The sequence below is a fragment of the Parvibaculum sp. genome, assembly GCF_040882025.1.
GTDB lineage: Bacteria > Pseudomonadota > Alphaproteobacteria > Parvibaculales > Parvibaculaceae > Parvibaculum.
The window spans coordinates 1-23,709 of sequence record NZ_JBBECC010000124.1 but is presented as its reverse complement, the minus strand read 5'-3'; the positions used below and the strand labels follow the sequence as shown (position 1 = coordinate 23,709).

Annotated in this window: 25 protein-coding genes and 1 riboswitch; of the genes, 17 read left to right on the top strand and 8 right to left on the bottom strand. The window is 63.2% G+C overall.

What is annotated here, in order from left to right; translation table 11 throughout:
- The 5 genes from WEB61_RS09020 to WEB61_RS09000 form a co-directional block, all read left to right on the top strand.
- Positions 1-1,263: NAD(P)/FAD-dependent oxidoreductase (locus tag WEB61_RS09020; RefSeq protein WP_368064006.1), on the top strand; the 1,263-nt coding region annotated here is incomplete at its 5' end.
- Positions 1,260-2,081, top strand: coding sequence for a DUF1365 domain-containing protein (locus tag WEB61_RS09015; protein ID WP_368064005.1), 822 nt, complete (start codon positions 1,260-1,262; stop codon positions 2,079-2,081). The genes WEB61_RS09020 and WEB61_RS09015, both read left to right, overlap by 4 nt.
- Positions 2,082-2,156: 75 nt before the next feature.
- On the top strand, positions 2,157-4,343 hold the full coding sequence (locus WEB61_RS09010; RefSeq protein ID WP_368064004.1) for a putative bifunctional diguanylate cyclase/phosphodiesterase: 2,187 nt from the start codon (positions 2,157-2,159) through the stop codon (positions 4,341-4,343).
- A 157-nt stretch (positions 4,344-4,500) separates the two neighbouring features.
- Positions 4,501-5,694 (top strand): acyl-CoA dehydrogenase family protein, encoded by a 1,194-nt coding sequence (locus tag WEB61_RS09005; protein ID WP_368064003.1) that lies wholly within the window; start codon positions 4,501-4,503, stop codon positions 5,692-5,694.
- 11 nt (positions 5,695-5,705) lie between these two features.
- On the top strand, positions 5,706-6,803 hold the full coding sequence (locus tag WEB61_RS09000; RefSeq protein WP_368064002.1) for an acyl-CoA dehydrogenase family protein: 1,098 nt from the start codon (positions 5,706-5,708) through the stop codon (positions 6,801-6,803).
- 1 nt (position 6,804) lies between these two features.
- Here the strand turns inward: WEB61_RS09000 and WEB61_RS08995 are convergent, their stop codons facing one another.
- Positions 6,805-7,635, bottom strand: coding sequence for an SDR family oxidoreductase (locus WEB61_RS08995; protein ID WP_368064001.1), 831 nt, complete (start codon positions 7,633-7,635; stop codon positions 6,805-6,807).
- A gap of 170 nt (positions 7,636-7,805) precedes the next feature.
- Between WEB61_RS08995 and WEB61_RS08990 the strand changes: the two genes are divergently transcribed.
- Together WEB61_RS08990 and WEB61_RS08985 are read left to right on the top strand one after the other, a co-directional pair.
- Complete coding sequence (locus WEB61_RS08990) at positions 7,806-8,111, top strand: SemiSWEET family sugar transporter (protein ID WP_368064000.1); 306 nt, start codon at positions 7,806-7,808, stop codon at positions 8,109-8,111.
- Between the two features lie 84 nt (positions 8,112-8,195).
- Entirely contained in the window at positions 8,196-9,290 is a 1,095-nt protein-coding gene (locus WEB61_RS08985; protein WP_368063999.1) for a zinc-binding dehydrogenase, read from the top strand.
- Between the two features lie 4 nt (positions 9,291-9,294).
- Here the strand turns inward: WEB61_RS08985 and WEB61_RS08980 are convergent, their stop codons facing one another.
- Entirely contained in the window at positions 9,295-9,897 is a 603-nt protein-coding gene (locus WEB61_RS08980; RefSeq protein WP_368063998.1) for a glutathione S-transferase N-terminal domain-containing protein, read from the bottom strand.
- Between the two features lie 165 nt (positions 9,898-10,062).
- On the opposite strand from WEB61_RS08980, the gene WEB61_RS08975 reads away from it, so the two are divergent.
- Both WEB61_RS08975 and WEB61_RS08970 read left to right on the top strand, forming a co-directional pair.
- Positions 10,063-11,040, top strand: coding sequence for an SPFH domain-containing protein (locus WEB61_RS08975; protein WP_368063997.1), 978 nt, complete (start codon positions 10,063-10,065; stop codon positions 11,038-11,040).
- A 3-nt stretch (positions 11,041-11,043) separates the two neighbouring features.
- Positions 11,044-11,499, top strand: coding sequence for an NfeD family protein (locus WEB61_RS08970; protein ID WP_368063996.1), 456 nt, complete (start codon positions 11,044-11,046; stop codon positions 11,497-11,499).
- A gap of 3 nt (positions 11,500-11,502) precedes the next feature.
- On the opposite strand, the gene WEB61_RS08965 is transcribed toward WEB61_RS08970, so the two are convergent.
- From WEB61_RS08965 to WEB61_RS08945, 5 genes are all read right to left on the bottom strand, one after another.
- Positions 11,503-11,991: a hypothetical protein gene (locus WEB61_RS08965; protein ID WP_368063995.1), complete on the bottom strand. Its 489-nt coding sequence runs from the start codon at positions 11,989-11,991 to the stop codon at positions 11,503-11,505.
- Positions 11,992-11,993: 2 nt separating this feature from the next.
- Positions 11,994-12,494 (bottom strand): phage holin family protein, encoded by a 501-nt coding sequence (locus WEB61_RS08960; RefSeq protein WP_368063994.1) that lies wholly within the window; start codon positions 12,492-12,494, stop codon positions 11,994-11,996.
- A 9-nt stretch (positions 12,495-12,503) separates the two neighbouring features.
- Complete coding sequence (locus WEB61_RS08955; protein WP_368063993.1) at positions 12,504-12,752, bottom strand: hypothetical protein; 249 nt, start codon at positions 12,750-12,752, stop codon at positions 12,504-12,506.
- A gap of 94 nt (positions 12,753-12,846) precedes the next feature.
- Positions 12,847-14,307 (bottom strand): phospholipase D-like domain-containing protein, encoded by a 1,461-nt coding sequence (locus WEB61_RS08950; protein WP_368063992.1) that lies wholly within the window; start codon positions 14,305-14,307, stop codon positions 12,847-12,849.
- Positions 14,308-14,373: 66 nt separating this feature from the next.
- Positions 14,374-16,395 carry a TonB-dependent receptor gene (locus WEB61_RS08945; RefSeq protein WP_368063991.1) on the bottom strand — a complete coding sequence of 674 codons (2,022 nt, stop codon included), beginning with the start codon at positions 16,393-16,395 and terminating at the stop codon, positions 14,374-14,376.
- 211 nt (positions 16,396-16,606) lie between these two features.
- Between WEB61_RS08945 and WEB61_RS08940 the strand changes: the two genes are divergently transcribed.
- The gene (locus WEB61_RS08940) at positions 16,607-17,257 is read left to right on the top strand and encodes a cytochrome c oxidase assembly protein (RefSeq protein WP_368063990.1); all 651 of its coding nucleotides are present in this window, start codon (positions 16,607-16,609) and stop codon (positions 17,255-17,257) included.
- Between the two features lie 60 nt (positions 17,258-17,317).
- Positions 17,318-18,055 carry a rhomboid family intramembrane serine protease gene (locus tag WEB61_RS08935; RefSeq protein WP_368063989.1) on the top strand — a complete coding sequence of 246 codons (738 nt, stop codon included), beginning with the start codon at positions 17,318-17,320 and terminating at the stop codon, positions 18,053-18,055.
- A gap of 3 nt (positions 18,056-18,058) precedes the next feature.
- Here the strand turns inward: WEB61_RS08935 and WEB61_RS08930 are convergent, their stop codons facing one another.
- Complete coding sequence (locus tag WEB61_RS08930) at positions 18,059-18,940, bottom strand: aldose 1-epimerase (protein ID WP_368063988.1); 882 nt, start codon at positions 18,938-18,940, stop codon at positions 18,059-18,061.
- 163 nt (positions 18,941-19,103) lie between these two features.
- Positions 19,104-19,226: riboswitch (guanidine-I (ykkC/yxkD leader) on the top strand.
- A 127-nt stretch (positions 19,227-19,353) separates the two neighbouring features.
- On the opposite strand from WEB61_RS08930, the gene WEB61_RS08925 reads away from it, so the two are divergent.
- The 6 genes from WEB61_RS08925 to WEB61_RS08900 form a co-directional block, all read left to right on the top strand.
- Positions 19,354-20,400, top strand: a complete 1,047-nt coding sequence (locus tag WEB61_RS08925) for a putative urea ABC transporter substrate-binding protein (protein WP_368064008.1) — start codon at positions 19,354-19,356, stop codon at positions 20,398-20,400.
- Positions 20,401-20,431: 31 nt separating this feature from the next.
- A complete protein-coding gene (locus WEB61_RS08920) occupies positions 20,432-21,253 on the top strand; it encodes an ABC transporter permease (protein ID WP_368063987.1) in 822 nt (273 codons plus the stop codon).
- Positions 21,250-22,008 (top strand): ABC transporter ATP-binding protein, encoded by a 759-nt coding sequence (locus WEB61_RS08915; protein ID WP_368063986.1) that lies wholly within the window; start codon positions 21,250-21,252, stop codon positions 22,006-22,008. The genes WEB61_RS08920 and WEB61_RS08915 overlap by 4 nt, the downstream gene beginning before the upstream one ends.
- Positions 22,009-22,105: 97 nt before the next feature.
- Positions 22,106-22,948: an urea amidolyase associated protein UAAP1 gene (locus tag WEB61_RS08910; RefSeq protein ID WP_368063985.1), complete on the top strand. Its 843-nt coding sequence runs from the start codon at positions 22,106-22,108 to the stop codon at positions 22,946-22,948.
- Entirely contained in the window at positions 22,945-23,574 is a 630-nt protein-coding gene (locus WEB61_RS08905) for an urea amidolyase associated protein UAAP2 (protein ID WP_368063984.1), read from the top strand. The genes WEB61_RS08910 and WEB61_RS08905 overlap by 4 nt, the downstream gene beginning before the upstream one ends.
- A 4-nt stretch (positions 23,575-23,578) precedes the next feature.
- Positions 23,579-23,709 (top strand): biotin carboxylase N-terminal domain-containing protein (locus WEB61_RS08900; protein WP_368064007.1); only part of this gene is annotated, 131 nt, incomplete at its 3' end.

Genomic DNA, 23,709 nt, shown 5'->3' with positions numbered 1-23,709 from the left:
CACGACGTGACCGTCTATGAGAAGAATGATCGCATCGGCGGCCATTCGAACACGGTGGTGGCCGATCTGCCGGAAGGGCCTGTCCCGGTCGATACCGGCTTCATCGTCTATAACGAGCGCAATTACCCCAACCTGACCGCGATGTTCGACACGCTCGGCGTCGCGACCAGCGTCAGCAACATGTCGTTTGCCGCTTCGCTCGAAACGGGGAGCGGGCGGCGGTTCGAATATTCCGGATCGGGCCTCAACGGAATATTTGCCGACCGGCGCAACATCGCCAGCCCGCGCATGTGGCGGATGATCGGTGACATATTGAGGCTTTATCGCTCGACGCCCGATCTCGTTTCGCTGGCGGGTCTCGACCGGAAGCCGCTCGGCGACTTCCTGCGCGAACAGGGATATTCCGCCTCCTTGCGCCACGATCATCTCCTGCCGATGTGCGCGGCGATCTGGTCGCTCCCGATCGAGCGGGTCGAGCAGTTTCCCGCGCTCGCCTTTCTGCGCTTCTTCGACAATCACGGGCTGATGCGGCTGAGCGGCCGGCCCGCCTGGCGCACGGTGACGGGCGGTTCGCGCGAATATGTTGCGAAGCTCGCAATGCCGCTCGGTGCCCGTATCCGCACCGGCAGCGGCGTTACCTCGATCAGCCGCGATACGGAGGGTGTGACGGTGTGCGACGTGCGCGGTGGCGCCGAACGCTACGATCATGTCGTCATCGGCTCGCATAGTGACGAGGCCCTATCGCTCCTCGCGGACGCCGACCGGCGCGAGCGGGCGTTGCTCGGCGCCATGCCCTATCAGCGCAACGTCGCCTGGCTTCATTCCGATCCTGCCTACATGCCGCTCAACAAACGCGTCTGGTCGAGTTGGAACTATATGGGCGGCGGTGCCGGCTCGCCGGTCTGCGTCAGTTACTGGATGAACCGGTTGCAACCGTTGCCGACGGAACGGCCGCTTTTCGTGACGCTCAATCCTTCGCACGATCCGGCGCCCGACAGCGTCCATGCGCGGATCGACTATGATCATCCGGTGTTCGACACGGGCGCCTTCGCCGCGCAGCGCCAACTCTGGGATATTCAGGGCGTGCGTCGGACGTGGTTTTGCGGCGCCTATTTCGGGTCGGGTTTCCACGAGGATGGTTTGCAGGCGGGACTTGCCGTCGCCGAGCAACTAGGCGGCGTCGAGCGGCCATGGACCGTAGCCAATCCCTCCGGCCGCATTTCGCTGGCGCCGACGCATCAAGCGATGGAGGTTATCGTTTGAACGCTGCAGCAAGGTCGCGTCTCTATTCCGGCACGGTGTTCCATCGCCGGCTGCGGCCGCGCGTTCATGCGCTTTCCTATCGCGTCTTCTACATGCTGCTCGACCTCGACGAATTGCCGGCGCTGTCGCGGTGTTCGCGCCTGTTCGCCCATAACCGCTTCTCGCTCTTCAGTTTCCATGACAGCGATCACGGTGACGGATCGGGCCGGCCGCTGCGCCTCTGGATCGAGGCACAACTGGCGCGGGCCGGCATCGAGACCGGCGGCGGAAGGATCGAGGCGCTTTGTCTGCCGCGTGTGCTTGGCCATGTCTTCAATCCACTGACCGTCTATTTCTGTCATCGCGCCGACGACGGGCTTGTGGCGATGCTTTACGAGGTCAACAACACATTCGGCGACCGGCACAGCTATCTCATTCCGGTCGAGACACCGCAGGCCAGCATCGTCGCGCAGGCCTGCGACAAGGCCTTCTACGTGTCCCCCTTCCTGCCAGTTGCGGGGCGTTATCACTTCAAGGTTCTTCGTCCAGGCGCGCGACTGGCGTTGACCATCCGGGAAAGCGACGAGGGCGGCGCGATGCTGACGGCATCCTTCGCGGGGACGGCGCATGCTTTCGACGACCGCCAGCTTGCGCTCGCGTTTCTGCGTCATCCACTGCTGACGCTCAAGGTCGTCGGCGGCATTCACTGGGAGGCGCTGCGGCTGTGGCTCAAGGGCATCAAGCTGGCGGCGCGTCCGGCTGCACCATCGAGTCCGGTGACAATTGTTCCGTTTCGGGACAGAAGTCCGGCCGCGCCCTCCCGCGTAACGCAATCTTAGTTTCCCAAGCCCTATAAACGCTTGAGTTTCCTGATAATTCGGCATCGCGCCGGATGTCGACATGCGAGGAATCAAGTGTCAGTCGAGTATGAGGGCGAAACGTCGCAGACCCGAACAAGACCGCCTGGCGACGGGGTCCCGCTGACGCGCGCCCGCACCTTGCTGCCGGTGCTGCGTGTCCATATCGCGACGCATTTCCTGTCGCTGCGTGCCAAGGTGGTCGCTCTTCTGACGGTGGTCGGCATGGTATTGGTGGCGATGAGTGGCGTCTATGTCGTCACCATGTTCAACCAGAATCTCGCGCATGAAGCCGATCTGCGCGCGGGCGCGGCCGGCGATGTGCTGACCCATGCCGCGCGGCACGCGCGTTCTCCCGAAGAACTCGAGACGATCCTTGCGGCGGTCGGCAATGCACCCGGCATCGCGGAGGTGGCGGTTGCCGGACACGACGGGAAGATCGCCGCCGCCTCTCATGCGGAATGGCAGGGCAAGCGTGTTGCTGCGGCTGCCGCGGCGTTTGCCGGGACGCGTGCCGAGACGAAGCGGCCGGTCGCGATCGAACCGCAGACGCATCTGGCGGGAGGAAGTGCTTATGGCGGCGACTATGCCGTATGGCTCGACCTTGCACCCGCCGGCATGCACGCCGTCGCCATTGTCCGCGTCGACATGGACCGGCTGGTCGCCCGGCTGACGGCCAAGGCATGGGACACCATGACCTGGCTCACCATTACGGCGATACTCGCCATTCTGACCATTTCGATGCTGATCCACCGTATCGTCGTGGTGCCGATCGAGGCCTTGCGCGACTATGCGCAGGACAACCGGCGCGGCGAGGCGGCGACCTCGGAACAGGGTGACGAAATCGGCATCGTGGCGCGGGCGCTGACCGCGTCGTTCCAGGCAACGCGAGACGGCGAAGCCCGACTTGCCAATATCGCGGTGACCGACGGATTGACGGGGCTCGGCAATCGGGGCTTCTTCAAGACACAACTCGTGGAAGCGATCGCCGGCGCCGAACGGCGCGGCGGTTTTGTCGGCGTGATGATCCTCAATCTCGGCAACTTCAAGGACATCAACGACACGCTGGGTCACGATTCAGGCGATCTCGTGTTGCAGCGAACGGCCGATATTCTCAAGGGCTGCCAGCGCGAGGGCGATGTCGTGGCGCGCATCGGCGGCGACGAGTTCGGAATCGTGCTCAACGGCGTCCGGAGTGCCGACGAGGCGCTGGAACTGGCGAGCCGCCTTGTACGCGCCGTCGGCGCACCGTTTCGTCTTGGCGCGCAGGAGCTGCAACAGGCATCCTGCGTTGGCATGACGCTGTTTCCGCAGGACGGCCGGGATGCCGAGGTGCTGATGAAAAACGCCGACCTGGCGCTGTCGCGCGCCAAGCAGGAAGGTGCCGGCGCTTGCGTGCTCTATCGTCACGAACTGCATCTGCGTGCCATCGAGCGCAACCAGATCGAACGCGACCTGCGCGTCGCCGTGGCACGACGGGAACTCAAGCTCTATTATCAGCCGAAAGTCGACGTTGCGACCGGCCGGATTACCGGCGCAGAGGCGCTGATCCGCTGGCAGCACGAAGAGCGCGGTTTCATTCCACCGTCGGTTTTCATACCGGTGGCCGAACGGAGCGGGATCGTTGTCGAGTTGACCAAATGGGTGCTCGACGAGGCGTGCCGCCAGAACAGGGCGTGGCAGGATGACGGGATGCCCCGGATCGCCATCGCTGTCAACGTTTCGGCGATCGATCTCCGGCGCACCGATCTCACCGACACGATCGCCAATACGCTGATCGCGCGCGGACTTTCGCCGCAATATCTCGAACTCGAAGTCACCGAAAGCATGGTGATGCAGGATGTCGACACGGTGATCGGGACGCTGCGCCGGCTCAGGAGCCTCGGCATCGGCATCGGCATCGACGATTTCGGCACCGGCTATTCCTCTCTTGCCTATCTCAAGCGCTTCCCGGTCAAGCGGCTGAAGATCGACCGCAGCTTCGTCAACGACATTGCCGACCGCCGCGACGGGCATGTAATTCCGAAGGTCATTATCGACCTCGCACATGCACTGGGCGTGTCGGTGGTTGCCGAAGGTGTCGAAAGCGCCGACCAGTTCGACATGTTGCGCGAACTCGGCTGCGACGAGGTGCAAGGCTATTTTCTCGGCCGTCCGATGCCGGCCGCCGAGTTCGAGATTTTCCTGCGCAACTCGCCGGCCGGGGGCCTGCGCCCTGCCATCGCGGCAGGCTCGGCCGCCTGAATTTCCCATCGTCCGTGTTCTTGACGCAGCGTGCGCCTAGTGCGTCTCTGCGGCGCTTTACGCGCGCGCGACGCGCGCTACACTCCGGGCCTCGCAAAACCAACAATGAGCGCCGGCGCCCGACGGGGTGTCCGCGCCGCGCCGGGAGACGCCTTTCATGGATCTCGCTTACGGACCGCAATATGAAGCCTTTCGGGCGGAGATTCGCGCTTTCATCGCTGCGCATGGCGAAAAGGCCCCGCGCCGCTTCGGTGTGTCGCGTCCGTCGGAGGAGACGCTCGCCTGGCAGCGTCTGCTGATCGAGCATGGCTATGCGGCGCGGACCGTGCCGAAGGAGTATGGCGGCTATGGCGCCGAACCCGACATTCTGCAGTCGCGCATCATCGCCGAGGAGTTCACCACCGCCGGCCTGCCGATGGGCATTGCCAATCAGGGCATTTCGATGCTGGTGCCGACATTGCTGGAACTCGGGACCGAAGAGCAGAAGAAAAAATGGATCGCGCCGACGCTCCGGGGCGAAGTCGTCTGGTGTCAGGGCTATTCGGAGCCGGGCTCGGGTTCCGATCTGGCCTCGCTGCAGACGAAGGCGGTGGAAGATGGCGACGATTTCGTCATCAACGGGCAGAAGATATGGACCTCGACGGCGCATGCAGCCGACATGATTTTCTGCCTCGTGCGCACCGAGCCCGACAAGCCGAAGCATGAAGGTATTTCCTACCTGATCTTCTCGATGAAGACGCCGGGGATCGAGGTGCGGCCGCTGAAGACGATGACGGGGCATGCCGAATTCAACGAGGTGTTCTTCACCGATGTGCGGGTGCCGAAGAAGGACATCGTGGCCGGGCGCGGGCAGGGCTGGTTCGTCGCCAATGCGACGCTCAAACACGAGCGCGGCATGCTGGGCGATCCGAACCAGGCCGGAACGCGACTGAAAGAGATCGTCGACCTGATGCACAAGGAAACGATCGACGGGATGCGGCTGATCGATCATCCGGTCTATCGCGACCGTCTCGTCGAATTGCAGGGGCGGGTGCTTGCGATGCAGTTCCACGGGCTCAGGCTGCTGACCGCCGCGGCCAAGGGCGAGGATCCCGGTATCGCGCGGCTGATCGTCAAGCTGCAGGGTTGCGAGATCAATCACCGTCTGGCGGCGCTTGCCATCGACGCGCTGGGCGAGATCGGCGTTCTCTATGAGGACAGTCCGCATCTGCGCGCGGGCGGCGCCTGGCAGCATCGCTACATGTTCGATCTCGGTCTGATCATCGGCGGCGGTACGGCGCAGATTCAGAAAAACATCATTTCGGAACGCGGGCTGGGCATGCCGCGCGAACCGAAGCCGGCCAAAGCGTAGGGAGCGGACCGATGGAATTCGGATTGTCGGAAGACCAGAAACTGCTTCAGGAAAGCATTGGCCGGACGCTCGAAAAGGCCTCGCCGCTCACGCGCGTACGCCAGGCGGCCGAGACGCATGAGCCTTTTGCCGCTGATATATGGCAGGCGCTTGTCGAGCTTGGCGTTGCGGGCATGCTTGTCGCCGAGGAACATGGCGGTATGGGAATGGGGCTGCTCGACACGGCGCTGGCGGCCGAAATGCTCGGCCGGCATGTCGCGCCGGTGCCTTTCGTCGCGACCGCCGTGATGGCGCCGATCGCGATTGCCGGTGGAGGGAGCAAGACCCAGCAGGCGGTGTGGCTGCCGAAGCTTGCAAGCGGCGAGACGATTGCCGGCGTCGCCGTCTCGGAGCGGGCTGCCGGCGCGCGCGAGGGTGCGGGTGTGACGGCATCGGGCGGCAAGCTCAGCGGCACGGCGCTGTTCGCCCTCGATGGAATGGGTGCCGATATTTTCATCGTTGCCGACAAGGCGGGCGGGCTGCATCTCGTCAATGGCGACGCGAAGGGTCTGACGCGCATTGCCCTGACCAGCATCGATCTGACGCGGCCGCTTTGCGAATTGCGGTTCGACGAGGTCGGGGCCGAACCGCTTTCCTCGGGCGACACGGGGATGACACTCCGGCGCATGATCGATGCGGGCCGGGTCATGCTTGCCGCCGATACGCTCGGCGCCGGTTCGGCAATGATCGAGAAGGCGGTGGCCTATGCCGGCGAGCGCAAGCAGTTCGGCCGGGTCATCGGCTCGTTCCAGGCGGTCAAGCATATGTGCGCTGAGATGGCGGCCGAGCTCGAACCCTGCCGGGCGCTCGTCTGGTACGCGGCGCATGCTTTCGACACGATGCCCGGCGAGGCGAGCCTGATGGCGGCCCATGCCAAGGCACATACATCGGAGGTCGGGCGCTTCGTCGCGCGTACCGCGACGGAGGTTCATGGCGGCATGGGCTTTACCGATCTTGTCGGGCTTCACTACTGGTTCAAGCGGATCGGCCTCAATCGCCAGCTTCTCGGCGGTCCGGAGCGGGTGCGTCACGAGGCGGCGGTGCTGCAGGGTTGGGCGGCGGCGGACTGATCTAGCTGTCCGCGTCAACGGAGAAGGCGGTCTCCTTCTGCGCTTCGAGCTCGGCAAGCCGTTTCTGCAGTGCTTCGCGAATCCGCGTATAGGCGCTGCCGCCGAGCACGAGACGGCGCGGGGCGGGGCTCGCGTCCATCGAGGCGATGATCGCGTCGACCGATTTCTCAGCGTCGCCCTGGACGCCGAACGGCGTGCCGCCCGCGCCCCGGCGCATCGCACCCACCGGCGTGTCGTCATAGGCAGGCATCGGCTTCGGCATGACGAGTCCTTCTCCGAATTTCGTCTTTGTCGCGCCGGGCTCGACGATGGTGAAGTCGATGCCGAAGGGCGCGACTTCGAGCGCGACGGCTTCGACGAAGCCTTCTATTCCCCACTTGGTCGTGTGGTAGAGGCTGAACCCCGGATGGGCGAGCTGCCCACCCGCGGAGGAGACCTGGAGAATGCGGCCGCCGCCCTGCGCCCTCATATGCGGAAGGGCGGCGCGGATGACGTCGATCGAGCCGACAATGTTGGTGGCGATCTGGTGCCCGATCTGCTCGTCCGTCACTTCCTCGGCGGCACCGAAGAGGCCGTAGCCGGCATTGTTCACGACGACATCGATCCGGCCCATCCGTGCGAACGCCTCGTCGACCGCGCGGCGCACGGCGGCGGTGTCGGTCACGTCCAGCAGAGCGACATGAAGCATATCCGGGTGGCGCGCCACGAGATCGTCGAGCGGACCGGGTTTTCGGAGCGTCGCGGTCACCCGGTCGCCGCGTGCCAGCAGCTTTTCGGTCAATATCCGGCCGAAGCCAGAGGATGTGCCGGTGATGAACCAGTTGCGTGTCACTGAATGGCCCCGTTCTCCCGTTCCTCGTTGCCGGCCATGTTGCCGGTCCGGCTGGAAATCCCCAAGGCATTTCCGGCGCCGCCTCCCCGAAGCGAAAGCCGAAGCCCCTTGCCAAGGGCCTGGACCCAGCATCATATGCGCGGCATCGCTTCCCGTTCGCCCGGTGCTTCATGGACCATATCGGTTATATCGCCGCCTTCCTCACGACTTTCGCCTTTCTGCCGCAGGCGGTGAAGACGATCAGGACGCGTGATACGTCGGGCCTTTCGCTCGCGATGTATGCGTGCCTCACGATCGGCATCGCGTTCTGGCTGCTGTATGGCATTCATCTGCAGGATGTGGCGTTGATCGGGGCGAATTCGGTGACACTCATCCTCGCCCTGCCGATTCTTCTCATCGTGGCGAGGAACGCGCTGGCCGAACGCCGCCGCCTGAAGGCCGCGGCGCACGCCGCCGACCTCCTGCATAACAAATAGACCGAGGTCTATTTATTTCCTTGCGCGGCGAGCGCCCGCCTGCTTGCATACCGGCAAAACAGAACATTCTGGAGGACCGTCCCCATGCGTGCAGCCATTTTCCGCAACGGCGATCTCGTCGCCGACACGATGCCCGAGCCGAAGCCCGAGATGGGCCAGGTCCTGGTGAAGACGCTTGCCTGCGGCATTTGCGGCTCCGATCTCCATGCGTTCCATCATGCCGACAAGATGGTCGAGGCGGCGAAGCGCTCGGGATCGAGCTTCACCATGGACCTCAAGCGCGACATCGTTTTCGGACATGAGTTCTGCGCCGAGGTTCTGGACCATGGGCCGGGCACCGAGAAGAAGCTGAAGCCGGGCACGCGCGTCTGCTCGATGCCGATCGCCATCACCATGAATGGCGAGAAAGCGAAGATGGACCCCGTCGGTTACTCCAACAACAAGCCGGGCGGCTTCGCCGAGCAGATGGTGCTGAACGAGTTGATGCTGCTCGAAGTGCCGAACGGACTGCCGACCGAGCAGGCGGCGCTGACCGAGCCGATGGCGGTCGGCTGGCATGCCGTCGAGAAGGCGAACCTGACGGCGGATGACATTCCGCTCGTGATCGGTTGCGGGCCCGTTGGGCTTGCAGTGATCGCGGGCCTCAAGATCAAGGGCGTTCATCCGATCATCGCGGCTGATTTCTCACCCGCGCGGCGCAAGCTCGCCGAGCAGATGGGCGCCGACATCGTGCTCGACCCCAAAGCGGATGCGCCTTACGCGCGCTGGACGAAGGAAGCGACACCCGAGGGCTACGATCCCGAGAACATCATGACGCTGCTTGGGCTCGGCCCGAAGATGCGCCCCGGCGTCATTTTCGAATGCGTCGGTGTGCCGGGCATCATCCAGCAGATCTTCGAGGGCGCGCCGCGTTTCGCGCGTGTCGTCGTTGTCGGTGTCTGCATGGAGCAGGACCGGTTCGAGCCCTTCTTCGGCATCAACAAGGAACTGAACGTGCAGTTCGTGCTCGGCTATACGCCGGAGGAATTCGCGCTGACTTTGCAGCACCTCGCCGAAGGCAAGATTGACGGCGCGCCGCTCATCACGGCCAAGGTCGGCGTCGATGGCGTGAAAGAGGCGTTCGGCGAGCTCGGCAATCCCGAGAAGCACGCCAAGATTCTGGTCGAACCCTGGCGCTAGGCCTTCAGGCCGGCGGGGCGGTTTCGGCGAAAGAGGGACGTTTGGCGAGATCGCGCCACCAGCCCGCGAGTTCGGGCGCGCGCGCCTGCCAGTTCATCGCTGCATGGCGGAAGTCGAGATAGCCGAGGGCCGCGCCGATGGCGATGCCGCCGATATCGAGTGGTCCGTCGAGAAGGCTGACTTCCTGTTCCGCGAAATCGATGCCGCGATCGACGGCCCGGCGCCAGCGCCCCATCCACATTTCCGAGCGTTCGGCCTCCGGGCGGTTGCTCTCGAAGACAAGCGAAACGGCAGCATCCATGATGCCGTCGGCCAGCGCCTGAAAGCGCAGGGCGCGCCAGCGCCCGGCGCCCGTAGCCGGGAAGAGCTGCGGTCCATCGAGTACCGTGTCCAGATATTCGCAAATCAGCGGGCTGTCGAAAAAGGATGTGCCGTCCTTCAATGCCAGGGCGGGCACCTTGCCGAGCGGGTTGGCTTCGATGAGCGATTGCGGATCGCTCATTGCCGCTGCAACTTCCTCCGTTACCTGCGCCAGCGCATCTTTCTCACGGATCAGAACGCGCACCTTGCGTGCGAAAGGCGACGTGGGCGAGTGATAGAGCTTCATGGAAAGCATCTCCTGTTGCGGTGCGGCGCATCTTAAGGTGGATCGCGGATCGCCGGAACAGTCCGTATGCCTCCTGCGCCGTTCTCGACCTGCCATATTTAAACTGGCGGCGCTCCGATTTCAGCTAGACTGGGCGCCGAGATCAAATCTGGAGGAGGCCTGAAGATGGGCGGCGGCACTATATTCGTTCTGGCGATTGTTGTTCTTGCTTTCATCTTTCTGATCCGCGCGGTGAAGATCGTTCCGCAGGGCTACATCTATACAGTGGAGCGCTTCGGGCGCTATACGCACAGTCTGACGCCGGGCCTCGGCCTTATCATTCCGTTTGTCGACAGCATCGGCAACAAGGTCAATGTGATGGAAACCGTGCTCGATGTGCAGAGCCAGGAGATCATCACGCGCGACAATGCGATGGTCACGGTGGACGGCGTGGTCTTCTTTCAGGTGCTCGACGCGGCGAAGGCCTCCTATGAGGTGAATTTCCTCGAAAACGCGATCCTGAACCTCACCATGACGAATATCAGAACGGTGATGGGCGGCATGGATCTCGACGAATTGCTGTCGCAGCGCGACGCGATCAACGCGCGGCTGCTCACCGTTGTCGACGAAGCGACGCACCCCTGGGGCGTGAAGGTGACGCGCATCGAGATCAAGGATATCGCACCGCCGCGCGACATCGTCGACAGCATGGCACGGCAGATGAAGGCGGAACGCGACAAGCGTGCCTCGATTCTCGAGGCGGAGGGCAAGCGGCAAGCGTCGATCCTTGCGGCCGAAGGCGAGAAGCAGGCGGCGATCCTCGAAGCAGAAGGCCGGCGCGAAGCCGCTTTCCGCGACGCCGAAGCACGCGAACGCGAGGCGGAAGCCGAAGCGAAGGCGACGCAGGTCGTGAGTCTCGCGATCGCGGAGGGCGATGTGCAGGCGATCAACTATTTCGTTGCCGGGAAATATATCGAGGCGTTGAAGGCCATCGCCACATCGCCCAACCAGAAGCTCGTCCTGATGCCGCTTGAGGCGGCGAGCGTTATCGGTGCTATCGGCGGTATCGGCGAGATCGCGCGCGAGGCTTTCGGGCCGGGCGATGGCGGCGGTGCGCCGTTGCGCCGTGGCGGGACGGGTTCTGTGCCGCGGACGGGAGCGTAGACGATGGAGACGGACGGCTCTCTTCTCGACTTCCTGGGCGACTGGGTGTGGTTCATCGCGGCGGCGGCGTTCGCCATACTCGAGCTTGTCGTGCCCGGCGTTCTCTTCATCTGGATTGCGGCGGCAGCAATTGTAGTTGGCGTGCTGACGCTTCTGCTGGCCCCACCGTTGCTGGTCCAACTCGCGACATTCGCGGTGCTCTCTGTTGTTTTCGTCTGGGCATCGCGGCGCTATCTGACCCGGAATCCGCCGGAAAGCGATCATCCGACGCTCAACCAGCGCGGTGCCGGCTATATCGGTCAGGTATTCGCGGTCGAACAGGAAATCCGGGACGGACGCGGCAAGCTGCGCGTGGGCGACAGCTTGTGGCTGGCGCAAGGACCCGACGCGCCCGCCGGCGCACGGGTGAAGGTTGTCGGTGCGGACGGATCGACATTGATTGTTGAGCTTGCCGACTGAGCGTCAGAGGCAGGCCGTGCCGCTTGTGTGACCGTTCATTGCGCGTACTGTGCGCCACTCCACGAACTCGCGGCAGGTACGTCCACGCTCGTCGGTGAATTCGCGTGTCGGCGTGATTTTGCCGCTCGCATGTTCGGAGGCCGTGAACCAGGTTACAGGTTCGCGGAGCGGTACCGTCATCATTTTCGCCAGCGCCTCGCGATGCGCCTGAGCGGGAAAGCCTGTCAGCGACGGGCCTTCCGAGCCGCCAACCGCGTAGCCGACGGCGACGCCAGCGGCAACTGCGATCTCAGTTCCGCTGCCGCCGCCGATTGCCATGCCGAGCAGCGCGCCGCCGGCAGGTCCGACCAGTCTCGTGCCGCGATCGTCGACGGGTATGCCGCCGACAAGCGGTTCGGGCGCTTTCATCGTCACCTCCGGCTGCGGCAATTTCTCTTGCGCGCAAGCCGCCAGAATGAGCGCTGCGAAGGTGACGCAGGCGATGCGTCGCATGTTCATTCCTTCCGCAAATAGGGCATCAGGAAACGTCGCAGTATAGGGCTCATCGCGGCGAGCGCCCCGACAATGATGGTGATCAGTGGCAGGCTTCCCGTCGAACCCTTGACGATGCCGAGAAGGCCGAGGCTCAACTCATTGAGCGTCCGCTCGATCGTGTCGAAATCGCGTTTCACTTCGCTGCGTGCCTGAAGGATGGTGCTGTTGGCGAGTTCCATTTCCAGACGATCGGCACGGCCGGGCTTTCTGGCTGCGAGAAAAAGCGCGACAAAGGCGAGTATTGCCAGTGCGCCGCCGGTGATCAGTGCGCCCAGCGGATAGCCATAGATTTCGGACAGAGCCAGAAAGGCCGCGATCACCAGCATCGTTAGCGCAAAGAGCGCGATGAAGACCGCAATGCCGACCAGCGAGAGCTTGCGCGCCAGGCGACGCGCCTCCAGTTCGGCGCGAAAGAGTTCCGCCTCGGCGAGTTTGCGGATATGGGGCGTCGGATCGATCATCGCCGTCTCCTATCTCGCCAGCAGGCGGCCGATGAGGAAACCGAGGCCGAAGGCGAGAAGCGCGCTCGGTATCGGATGCGCGTCGATCTGTTTCTGAATGTCGCCGAGCCCCTCCTGCAATCTCTCGCCGATCGCTTCGGCGTCTTCCATGCCGAAGGATGTCTCGCCACGTGCTTCGGCCAGCGCTCTTTCCAGCGCCTCGATCTCGGCCCTCAGTGCCGCGATGTCCGGAGCTTCCTCGTCCTTTTTTCCCGTCATTGCTACACCTTCCGCTTGGTCCGCCGAATGCAAGCATAACCCCCTCTCCGGCACTTACAAGGCGGAGCGGATGGCGCCTTATGTCACACCATGCTCAGAGATAGGGCGAGGCGAGGCGGAAAAAGGCGTCGCGGATGCGGCCGGGCAGCGACCGCGTCGCCAGCTCTTCGAGCGAGACGGGGTGGGAATCGGCGATTTTCCGCTCGACGATGTCGTCGAGCGTGCGGGCAAAGCTTGTGCCGTAGCATTCGAGGTTGAATTCGAAGTTGAGACGAAGGCTGCGGTCGTCCCAGTTGGCCGATCCGACCATCGACCACATGCCGTCCACCGTCATGATCTTGGTGTGATCGAAAGCGCCGGCGGACTTCCAGATACGGCAGCCGGCGCGGGCGAGCCATTCGAGTTGCGGTGTCGATGCCCAGTCGATGAAGGGCAGGTTGCTCGTGCGCGGCAGAACGATGTCGACGACGACGCCGCGCATGGCGGCAACCGAGATCGCGGTGCGAAGCGTTGCGTCGGGCAGGAAATAGGGTGTGACGATGCGGATGTTGCGGCGTGCTTCGGCCAATGCGCCGAGAAGCGTCCAACGGATCGGATTGAGCCCCATATCGGGTCCGGCCGGCAGACCGCGCGCCACCACGTCGCCCGTTTCGCCGATTTCCGGGAACCAGTCCGGTCCGTCGAGAAGTTCGCCAGTGGTGAAATTCCATTCATAGGCAAATGTATGCATCAGATGGGCGACAACCGGACCCTCGACGCGAAAATGGTAATCGAGAATCGGCTTGGACGGCGCGGCCGCGACGACGTTGCCTTCGGCGATGTTCATGCCGCCGGTAAAACCGTGGCGGCCGTCTACCACCATGATCTTCTGATGGTTCCGCATGTTGAGATAGGGCATCTGCCAGGGCATGAACGAATGCAGGAAGCGGGCGTAGTCGATGCCGCGTTCCTCCAGCAGTGGAATGAGCGAGGGGCGCGAATACCATGAGCCGACGCCATCGATCAGCAACCGCACGCGCACACCGCGCTCGCGGGCGGCGGCCAGTGCGTCGACGAAGCGGCGGCCGGCCGGGTCGTTGTTGAAAATATAGGTCGAGAGGGCAATCGAACGCTCCGCACTCCCGATGGCGGCAATCATCGACGGATAGGCCTCGTCGCCGTTCTGCAACACGCCAACGCTATTGCCCGGTTCGAAGCTTTCCGGCAGCACCTTCTGGCCGAAGCGGGCGAGGCTTTCGAGTACCTTCAGCTTCGGATCGCCGCTTTCTCGCTCGCTCAGGGCCGTTCCGCCGTGGCGCGGCGGCAGCGGCGCCAGCAGCAGCGTCTCGTTCTTTGCGCCGCGCAATTCGCGCGCGCGGCGCTGGATGCGATTGATGCCGAACAACAGATAAACAACCCAGCCGACGAAAGGTACCAGCACGATGAAGCCGACCCAGCCCGCCGCCGCGCGCTCGTCGCTCTTGCTCAGCATGACGTGGATCGCCGCGCCGATGGCGCCGCCGAACTGGATGACGGCCAGAAGGATCGGCCATAGATCTGAAATTCCGGTCTGCATGCGATCCCAGACTAGAGCATGGAGCGCGCGCGGTCGCGCTTCTTTGGCGTGCCGGCACCGGGCCGGTCAGAACCGCAACAAGCCGCCCAGAACAAGGCCGCGATCCTCGCCGGGAAAGTAGCGCTCGCTGCCGAAGGCGAAATCCGCACGGTCGGCGTAGCGCCGGTCGAGAATATTGGTCAGCTTGCCGAAGACCGAGAGGGTCTCGGTCGCCTGGTAGTCGAGGCGCAGATTGAATATGTCATGGCCGTCATACTTGACCGTGTTGGCGGCATCCATCCAGTAGGACCCCATGTGTACCCATTCAAGTTCAGCCCGGCCCGCGCCTTCGTGGAAAGTGTAACCGAGTCGCAGGCTGCCGAGGGTGCGCGGTGCGGTGTCGACATCGTCGCCGTCGCGGATCGTCTCTGTGGAGTTGATGCCGGGCCCGATGATGTTGTCGAAGGCGTAAGTGTGCCGTGCCCATGTTGCGGCGCCGGCGATGTCGAAGCCCGCGCCGAGCGGCGCCGAAAGTTCGGCTTCAATACCCATGTGATTTGTCTTGCCGTTCGAGACGTTGAAGCCATTGGCGTCACGGAAGTAGAAATTCTTCTTTTTCATATAGAAGAAATTGGTCTCGTAACGCAGGGAGCCGATCCGGCCGCGCGCACCGATCTCGGCGCTGTCCAGCACTTCCGATTTCGCTTCGCCCGGAACCTGCAGCGACTGCAAACGGTAGAGATCGGTGGTTTGCGGCGCACGCACACCGCGCGCCAGATTGACATAGGTTGTCAGACTGTCGTCGAAAACATGTAGCAGTCCCAGCTTCGGTGTCGCATCGGTGAACTCGTCGACTGTGTCCGGAATACGCAGGAAGCGGCCAGTGGTTCCGTTGGCGGTGCGATTCGCATAGTCGTAGCGCGTATATTCAAGGCGTAGACCTGCCGTCAGCAGCGTTGCCGGCGAGAGCTTCCACTCACTGTGAACATAGGGCGCCAGCACCAACGCATTCACTGTGTAGTCGTAATGCGTGCCCTGCGGCATAGTACCAACCGTCGGGAGGTCCTGTATCTCCTTCAGATAACCGTCGCTGTATTCGGTATCGAAGCCGAAGATCAAGCGATGTCCGCCATCGAGATCGGCGACGAAGCTCGCAAGAAGGCCACCGCTCCAGTGACCGTTTTCCTCGCGCGGCTTGCCGGGCGGCAGGAAGTGCATCAGGAAATCCATATCGTTCTGGCGTGCGTAAGGCGTCAACACCAGCATGCGGCCGTCGGCGATGTCGTGTTCGAGGCGCAGCGCGGCGAGCACGGCCCAGGCGTCGCGGTAAGCTTCCGGATTGGGATTGGTCCTGTAAAGAGCAGGGTCCTTGTAGGCCTTCGGACCGACGACGAAGCCCGCCGTCTCCTGATTGGTGTTGATCGCGGTCAGCGTTGCGATCGCGCGCGTGTCCGGCGTTGCGAAGTCGTAACGCAGGCGCGCCTTTTGCTGGTCGAGGCCGGAATTGGCACGGAAGCCACCGTCGCTGTAAGTCGTGAAGCTACCGCGGAAGCCATGCGTCGTCAGCTCGCCGCCGCGCAACGTCCGGCTTGCGGTGCCGGTCAGCTTCCAGCGGTCGTACGGCCCCGCCCAGGCCGAAAGCTCGGCGTCGCCGTCGGGTGCGGGCGGCCGTGTCAGAAAGTTGACCAGGCCGTGTTCCGCGTTCGAACCATAGCGGGCGCTGCCCGGGCCGCGGACGACCTCGATGCCGCCCGAGACCTCGTCCATCGCCTCCATCAGCGCATTGACATTGGCAAAGCCCGCCGCCCGCATCGGCACGCCGTCTTCGAGATAGAGGAAGGAGCCTGCGCCGGCGCCCGCCGTCAGCACCGGCGAGCGGATGGCCGTCAGATGTTCGGCGCCACTGCCTTGCTGGATGCCGAGGCCCGGCAGGCGGTTCAGCGCCTCGGCCGGCTGAAGCGGCAGGATGAAACCGGTTTCGTCGCCGGAAATCCTCGAAATATTGCCGATATGCGTAGCGCGTGGCGTGCCAAAGCCTGTGGTGGTGACGATCAGCTCGTCGAGCACCGGCGGCTCATCATCGGCGGCGGCGCCCGTCGCCAATGACATGGCGAGCGCGCACCCGCCCAACCTCATTGCAATCCGAAAACCCGACACCCGGTACCCCCCTCTGCGATCCGCGCCCGGCTCTCCCGGCCGGTTTCCGGCCCATTGTTACCATGATGGGCGCGAAGGTCTAATCCCGGCGCGGCCATGTGCCGCGTCGGCTCCCGTGCCTGAATTTCTTGCCCGGGGGTTGGGCCGGATTTAGGGTGCCCCGATGAGGATATTGGGAACGCATATACCGCCGGTCGCCCTTTCGGGCGCAATTCTCGCCGTGATGACGACGGCCGTCATCTATTCGCCGACGCTATACGAGATGTTCTGCGCGGCGACCGGCTATGGCGGTACAGTCAGTGTCAACCGGCCGCTCCACGCCGATCTCAACGAGGCCGGGCCCGCCGTTACGGTCCGCTTCGACGCCAATATCTCGCCGGGTCTGCCGTGGGATTTCCGTCCCGCCCAGCGCGAGGTCCAGACGCGGATCGGACTGCCGACGACGGTTTACTATCATGCAACCAACACCAGCGACGAGATGCTGGTCGGCCGTGCCACATTCAACGTGACGCCCGAGTCGGCCGGCTATTTCTTCAACAAGACCGAATGCTTCTGCTTCGTCGAGCAAAAGCTTGCCCCCGGCGAAAGCGCCGAAATGCCGATCGTCTTCTTCATTGATCCCGAGATGCTCGACGACGTCGATGCAAAAGGCATTCGCACCATCACGCTTTCCTACACGTTCTTCCGCCAGGACTCCGATGAAGATGCCATTGCCTCGGCGCGTTCGCTGCGCGAGGGTTCGGAACGGCAGAAGCGCGATCTCGCAACGGCCGAGGCGGCTGAATTTTCGATCCGGGCGCCGCATGTCCGTTAGGTGGGAGCTCGAAATCTTGTAGGCTGGGGCGTACGCATCACCCACCAGCCGGACAGGCCCATGTTTCCTATTTCCGACGACAATCACAACCCCGGCACGCCTGTCGTGACCTGGACACTGATCGCAATCAGCGTTGTGGTCTTTTTCTGGCAGATGTCGCTGCCGCCGGGTGCGGACGAGCTTTCCGTCTACCATTACGGGTTGATCCCCGGCGTATTGTTCGGTTCGGTTTCGATGGCGGATGCGCCGCTGCCGGCCTGGGGTACCGTCATCACTTCGATGTTCATGCATGGCGGTCTGGCGCATCTTGCCGGCAACATGCTCTATCTCTGGATTTTCGGAGACAATGTCGAGCTGGCGATGGGGCGCGTGCGCTTCGTCTTGTTCTATCTCATCTGCGGCGTGGCGGCGGCGATGACACATGCCTTGCTGGTGCCGGGTTCCACCATTCCGCTGGTCGGCGCCAGCGGTGCGATATCGGGTGTCCTCGGCGCCTATCTGCTGCTCTATCCGCGTGCCCGCGTGCGCGTTCTTTTCATCCCGTTTCCGCTGATCCTGCTCCGCACTTTCTATGTGCCGGCGCTGATCGTGCTCGGGCTCTGGTTCGTCATTCAGGTGCTGAGCGGGCTCGGCAGCGACATCGAGGAAGCGGGCGTCGCCTTCTGGGCGCATGTTGGCGGGTTCGTTGCCGGCGGATTGCTGATCCCCATTTTCAAGCGCCGCGACGTGCCGCTTTTCCACAAGCCGGCCCCCCGCGTTTTCGATGGACGAAGCGTGCGGCGCGGGCCCTGGGGCTGAATATCAACGGGGCTCGACGACAAAACGGCAAGTGAGTTCGAGCGTTTCGCCGGGCGCCAGGGCAACGAGTCCTGTGACGCTTTCGGGTTCCGGGCGGTTGACGGCGTCGGGTACATGGCTCACCGGCTCGGCACAGAAGAAGTCCTCGCCCGGTGGCGCGAAGACAATGGTGTGGGGGGCGCCCGTTGCTGCGATCCGCAACGCAAAGGGCCGATCCATCCAGTCGATGCGAAAGCGCCCGTCGCCACCCGAAAAACAGTGATCGACCTCGACCTCCCTCATCGCGCGAGGTTCGTCGAAGCGCCATCTTTCAGGCGTCGGAGCAACACCCGTCGGGATGCCTCGCTCATCGCTCTCCCAAACGCGTGGCAGCGGCGCTGTGAGCCGTGCCGTTGCGCGCCCTTCGAAGAACGGGTGGAGACCGAGGCCGGCCGGCATCGCCTCGCCTGCGCGGTTGGTCAGGCGCATCGTTACGGAGAGGCCCGTTTCGTCCAGTGCAAAGTGTTGCTCGGCCTCAAAGCTCCAAGGCCATGTCCAGCGCGGATCCCGCCCGTCGTGATGGAAGTGAAGCTGTGCATGGGTCGCGTCCGACTCCGCCACCTCCCAGGCTGTCCGCCAGCCGCGCCCATGGATCGCGTGAGGCGCGCAAATGTCATCCGGCGGCAATTGCACCTGATGGCCGGCGAAGGAGAAGCGGCCATTTGTTATGCGGCCCGAAAAAGGCACCAGCGGATAACAGGCCATGTCGAGCGGACCCGGCGCGGCGATCCCGGGCGGGAGGGGCCGCAACATCTGCTGAATGCCGCCTTCATGCGAGGCGGCGAAGCGCGCGATGCAGCCGCCGGCTTCGGGCATCAGCGTTACTTCGAGGTTTCCGCGCGTCAATGTCGGCATCATTCCCGCTCTGTTGCTTTTGCTCAAACTTGAGGCAGGCCGCTTCGCGGTCTGCTTGATTTCTGAGCCTGCACCGGGACGTTGACGCCGCCAAGCCCCTTGAGACCGCAATTTGTGGCGCTTCCGCGTCTGGCACGGCGCTTGCGATGACGACATTGGCAGCGGCTAGGGTTCCGGCTTCGTGCGTGGCGTGATTTCACGAAGTGCTGGTCCGAGAGCCGCAACCTGCCCGGTGAACAGCGGGCCAGGTACACGGCGGGACAAAAGCCCGGGAGACGGATGTAATGCGAGGATTGGCATTGCAATACCGCCGTGACGCCGATCCTCCGCTTTTGAAACGCGATCACTCGATCCGGAGGACTGGCTCTATGACTTCATTCAAATTTTCTTCTATCCGATTTGCGATGGCGGCGCTGGCCGTTGTGGCGCTCGCTTTCGCGCCCGTTTCGCATGCCGAGGCGCAAGCGAAAAAGGACTTCAAGGTGGCCTGGTCGATCTATGTCGGCTGGATGCCCTGGGGTTATGCCATGGATAACGGCATCGTCAAGAAATGGGCCGACAAATACGACATCAGTATCGAGCTGGTGCAGTTCAACGACTACATCGAAGGGATCAACCAGTTCACCGCCGGCGCCTATGACGGCGTGATGTCCACCAACATGGATGCGCTCGCCATTCCGTCGGCGGGCGGCGTCGATTCGACGATCCTGCTGATTTGTGACTATTCCGACGGCAACGACGTCATCATCCTGAAGGGCAAGGACAAGCTTGCCGACATCAAGGGTCAGAAGGTCAATCTGGTCGAACTTTCGGTTTCGCACTACACGCTGGCGCGCGGCCTCGAATCCATCGGCATGTCCGAAAAAGACGTGACGGTGATCAATACGTCCGACGCCGACATGATTGCCGCCTACGGCACGCCGGATGTCACGGCGATCGTCACGTGGAACCCGATGGCTGCCGAAATCCTTGCCGATGCCGATGCCAATAATGCGTTCGATTCGCGCTCGCTGCCGGGCGAAATCCAGGACTCGCTGGTCGTCAACACCGCAACGCTCAAGGCCAATCCCGATTTCGCGAAAGCGATGACCGGCATCTGGTACGAGACGATGGCCCTGATGTCGGCCGATACAGAGGAAGCCAAGGCCGCGAAAACCGCGATGGGCGTTGCCTCCGGCACCGATCTCGAAGGCTATGAAGCGCAGCTCGCGGCAACGGAGATGTACTATACGCCGCAGGACTACATCGCCTTCACCGAGACCGACCTCGCAAAGACGACCTCCTTCGTCACGCAGTTCCTCTTCGATCACGAGCTGCTCGGCCAGGAGGCAACGTCGCCGGGCTATATCGGGATCGAGCTGCCGGATGGCACGGTGATCGGCGACGCAAGCAATGTGCTGCTTCGTTACACGACCGAATACGCACAGATGGCTGCCGACGGCAAGCTCTGACGGGTAACGGGGGCACAAGGGCAGCAACGTCATGCGCAGACTCATCAACAGGCGGCCCGATGTGGCGATGCGGTTTGGCCTTATGCTCCTGCCGTTCCTTCTCGTCGTCGTCGCCTACATGATCGCCTCCGAGGCGCGGCTTGCCGTCAATCCCAACGACAAGCTGCTTCCGGGATGGGCAACCATTTCGGCGGCGATCGAGCGCATGGCGTTTCTGCCCGACCCGCGCACCGGCAGCTACCTGCTCTGGAGCGACACGATGGCGAGCCTTCAAAGGCTTGCCATCGGCGTTGCGCTGGCCACGCTGATTGGCGGCATTTTCGGCATCCTGCAAGGTCTTGTCCCGTACTTCAGGGCTACCTTCAATGCCTTTACCGGCGTCTTGTCGATGATCCCGCCGCTTTCGGTGCTGCCGATCCTCTTCATAATTTTCGGTCTTGGCGAGCTTGCGAAGGTCGTGCTCGTCGTGGTCGGCATCACGCCCTTCATCATCCGCGATCTGGCGCTCCGGACATCCGAAATCCCGCATGAGGAAATCATCAAGGCGCAAACGCTGGGCGCCTCGACTTGGCAGATCATCCTGCGTGTCGTCGTGCCGCAGATGTTGCCGCGCCTGATCGACGCGGTGCGCTTGTCGTTAGGCGCGGCGTGGCTTTTTCTGATCGCCGCCGAAGCCATTGCCTCCAATGCCGGGCTCGGTTACCGCATCTTCCTGATGCGTCGCTATCTCGCGATGGATGTGATCCTGCCTTACGTCGCATGGATCACCATTCTCGCCTTTACGCTCGATCTGGCGCTGCGGCTCTTTCAACGAGCGGCATTCCGCTGGATGTATCGGGGGAATGGCAATTGACGCATGTAGCCGTCGAGCAGCTCTGGAAAGTCTATGGTGACCAGACGGTGCTCGAGAATATTTCCTTCGATGTGGCGCCCGGTTCCTTCGTTGCGCTGGTGGGACCGTCGGGCTGCGGCAAGTCGACCTTTCTGCGCATGATGCTGGGCGACGAAGCGCCCACCAGGGGCCGCATTCTGGTCGATGGCACTCTGCTCGAAGCCGAGCCGTCGCCGGACCGCGGCGTCGTCTTCCAGAAGTATTCGGTTTTCCCGCATCTGACGGCGCTGCAGAACGTGATGCTCGGTCTTGAATTTGCCGGCAGTCCCCTTGCGGCGCGTCTCTTCGGACGGGCGCGGCGCGAGGCGCGGGCCTGTGCGCTTGACATGCTCCAATGTGTCGGCCTCGAACGGGCGGTGCGCAAATATCCGGCGGAGCTTTCCGGCGGCATGCAGCAGCGGCTCGCCATTGCGCAGGCGCTCGTCAAGAAACCGAAGATTCTTTTGCTCGACGAACCCTTCGGCGCGCTCGATCCGGGTATCCGCGCCGAAGTGCATGAAATCCTGCTGAGGTTGTGGCGCGAGGAGGGCATGACCGTTTTCATGGTGACGCATGACCTTTCCGAAGCCTTCAAGCTTGCTACGCGCGTCATCGCTTTCGATCGCCGCCGCACGCGGCCGGAGGAACTCAAGGCATATGGCGCCACCGTCACCTTCGATATCAAGGTCGACGGCAAGACCGCGCCCCCGCCGCAGCCGGCGCTGGCGGCACAGTAATTTTCCGGATGGGACGGCCCGTCCGGTTTCGATGATCTGCCTGGACGGCCAGGCTTCGGCCCGGAGCAACGCTCCGGCGCGCAAGAGGAGACGCGCGATGGCGGAAGCATCCCGCAACGAAAAATATTCAGGCCCCTATGCCGCGCAGAAGGAGCGATACGGCCGGCTTTTCAGCGGTGCCAAGGCGAAGAGCCGCGACTTCAGCGAAGCGAAAGGCAATCCGGCGGCGATCTCCGACGATCTGGTGCGGCTGAAGGAGACCGTTCCGGGCGGCTGGGGCTGGTCGGGCACCGTCGCGCGCGGCGACACGCTGCGCATCGTCAATCGGGCTGCGACGCCGGGTGTTTCGATGCTGTTTTACAACGCTGCCGACCCGACGGAACGCTTCAACGCCGGCGATACGATGAAAGTACAGTGGAACGCGCGACTCGGTCGCGGTCGCGTCCTCTTTTCCGACATGGGGCGCGTGCTTGCTTCGATCACCGACGACAGCTGTGGCCGCAACGATGTGCTGACTGGCGGCTCGACATCGGCGACCAACGCCGAAAAATACGGCGACGGGACGCTTCGCAATACGCGCGACAATTTCATCCTTCTGGCGGCGAAGCACGGCCTGACCAAGCGCGACATTCCGCCCTGCCTGACACTGTTTGCGCCGGTTGGCGTCAACGCGGATGGCGCGGTCCAGTGGGAGGGGCCGGGTGCGCTTGCCGGGGCCTATGCCGACCTGCGGGCCGAACTCGACTTGCTGGTCTTCGTTTCCAACTGTCCGCATCCGCTGGCGCCGGGCAGCTATGCACCGAAGGATATCGATCTCATTATCTGGAAGTCGCCGCCGCCGGATGCGGACGACTTTTGCCGTACCGCGACCGAGGAAGCCCGGCGCGGCTTCGAAAACAACGCGCGCTATCTCGCCGGACGGGAAGGAACGGCGTCATGACCATATCCAACCGTCACGAGGAGCACGCGTTCTACGATTTCACGGTGCCGGCGTTTCGTCCCTGGTCTCATCTCGTTAAGCAAGGGCAGGTGCTGCGCATTGTCGACCTCGAAGGCCAGCAGGCCGTCGATACGCTGTTCTACAGCGCCGCGGACCCCAGCGAGCGCTACAGCGCGCAGGACACAGTGCGTGTGCAGGGCTCCCCCTATGTCACCGCTGGTACGAAGCTGATGTCGAACGAGGGGCGCGTCATAGCCGTCATCGTCGCCGATACGGCCGGCGGGCACGACACATCGGCGGGCGCCTGTTCGGCCGAGGCCAATACCGTGCGCTTCGGCCACGAGACGAAGTACATGCATAGCTGCCGCGACAATTTCATCATGGAACTGTCGCGCCATGGCCTGACCAAGCGTGACATCGTGTCGAACATCAACTTCTTCATGAACGTGCCGGTCGAGGCGGACGGCACGCTTGCGATCGTCGACGGAATGTCGAAGCCGGGCGACTATGTGGAGATAAGGGCGGAGATGGATCTCATCTGCGTCATCTCCAATTGCCCACAGGTCAACAATCCCTGCAACGGTTTCAACCCGACGCCGGTTCGTACCTTGATCTGGGACGCATGAGGCCATGTTTGCGAAAGTCCTGATCGCCAATCGCGGCGAGATTGCGCTGCGTATCATCCGCACGTTGAAGCGGATGGGCGTTGCATCGGTTGCCGTCTGGTCGGATGCCGATCGTTACAGTCCTCATGTGCGCGC

Coding starts and splice junctions, on each gene's coding strand:
- WEB61_RS08925 (WP_368064008.1), top strand. CDS start 19,354: ATGGCGGCGCTGGCCGTTGTGGCGCTCGCTTTCGCGCCCGTTTCGCAT.
- WEB61_RS08990 (WP_368064000.1), top strand. CDS start 7,806: ATGGACCATATCGGTTATATCGCCGCCTTCCTCACGACTTTCGCCTTT.
- WEB61_RS08980 (WP_368063998.1), bottom strand. CDS start 9,897: ATGAAGCTCTATCACTCGCCCACGTCGCCTTTCGCACGCAAGGTGCGC.
- WEB61_RS08950 (WP_368063992.1), bottom strand. CDS start 14,307: ATGCAGACCGGAATTTCAGATCTATGGCCGATCCTTCTGGCCGTCATC.
- WEB61_RS08970 (WP_368063996.1), top strand. CDS start 11,044: ATGGAGACGGACGGCTCTCTTCTCGACTTCCTGGGCGACTGGGTGTGG.
- WEB61_RS08965 (WP_368063995.1), bottom strand. CDS start 11,991: ATGCGACGCATCGCCTGCGTCACCTTCGCAGCGCTCATTCTGGCGGCT.
- WEB61_RS08935 (WP_368063989.1), top strand. CDS start 17,318: ATGTTTCCTATTTCCGACGACAATCACAACCCCGGCACGCCTGTCGTG.
- WEB61_RS09005 (WP_368064003.1), top strand. CDS start 4,501: ATGGATCTCGCTTACGGACCGCAATATGAAGCCTTTCGGGCGGAGATT.
- WEB61_RS09000 (WP_368064002.1), top strand. CDS start 5,706: ATGGAATTCGGATTGTCGGAAGACCAGAAACTGCTTCAGGAAAGCATT.
- WEB61_RS08920 (WP_368063987.1), top strand. CDS start 20,432: ATGCGCAGACTCATCAACAGGCGGCCCGATGTGGCGATGCGGTTTGGC.
- WEB61_RS08940 (WP_368063990.1), top strand. CDS start 16,607: ATGAGGATATTGGGAACGCATATACCGCCGGTCGCCCTTTCGGGCGCA.
- WEB61_RS08905 (WP_368063984.1), top strand. CDS start 22,945: ATGACCATATCCAACCGTCACGAGGAGCACGCGTTCTACGATTTCACG.
- WEB61_RS08945 (WP_368063991.1), bottom strand. CDS start 16,395: ATGTCATTGGCGACGGGCGCCGCCGCCGATGATGAGCCGCCGGTGCTC.
- WEB61_RS08985 (WP_368063999.1), top strand. CDS start 8,196: ATGCGTGCAGCCATTTTCCGCAACGGCGATCTCGTCGCCGACACGATG.
- WEB61_RS08975 (WP_368063997.1), top strand. CDS start 10,063: ATGGGCGGCGGCACTATATTCGTTCTGGCGATTGTTGTTCTTGCTTTC.
- WEB61_RS08955 (WP_368063993.1), bottom strand. CDS start 12,752: ATGACGGGAAAAAAGGACGAGGAAGCTCCGGACATCGCGGCACTGAGG.
- WEB61_RS08960 (WP_368063994.1), bottom strand. CDS start 12,494: ATGATCGATCCGACGCCCCATATCCGCAAACTCGCCGAGGCGGAACTC.
- WEB61_RS08910 (WP_368063985.1), top strand. CDS start 22,106: ATGGCGGAAGCATCCCGCAACGAAAAATATTCAGGCCCCTATGCCGCG.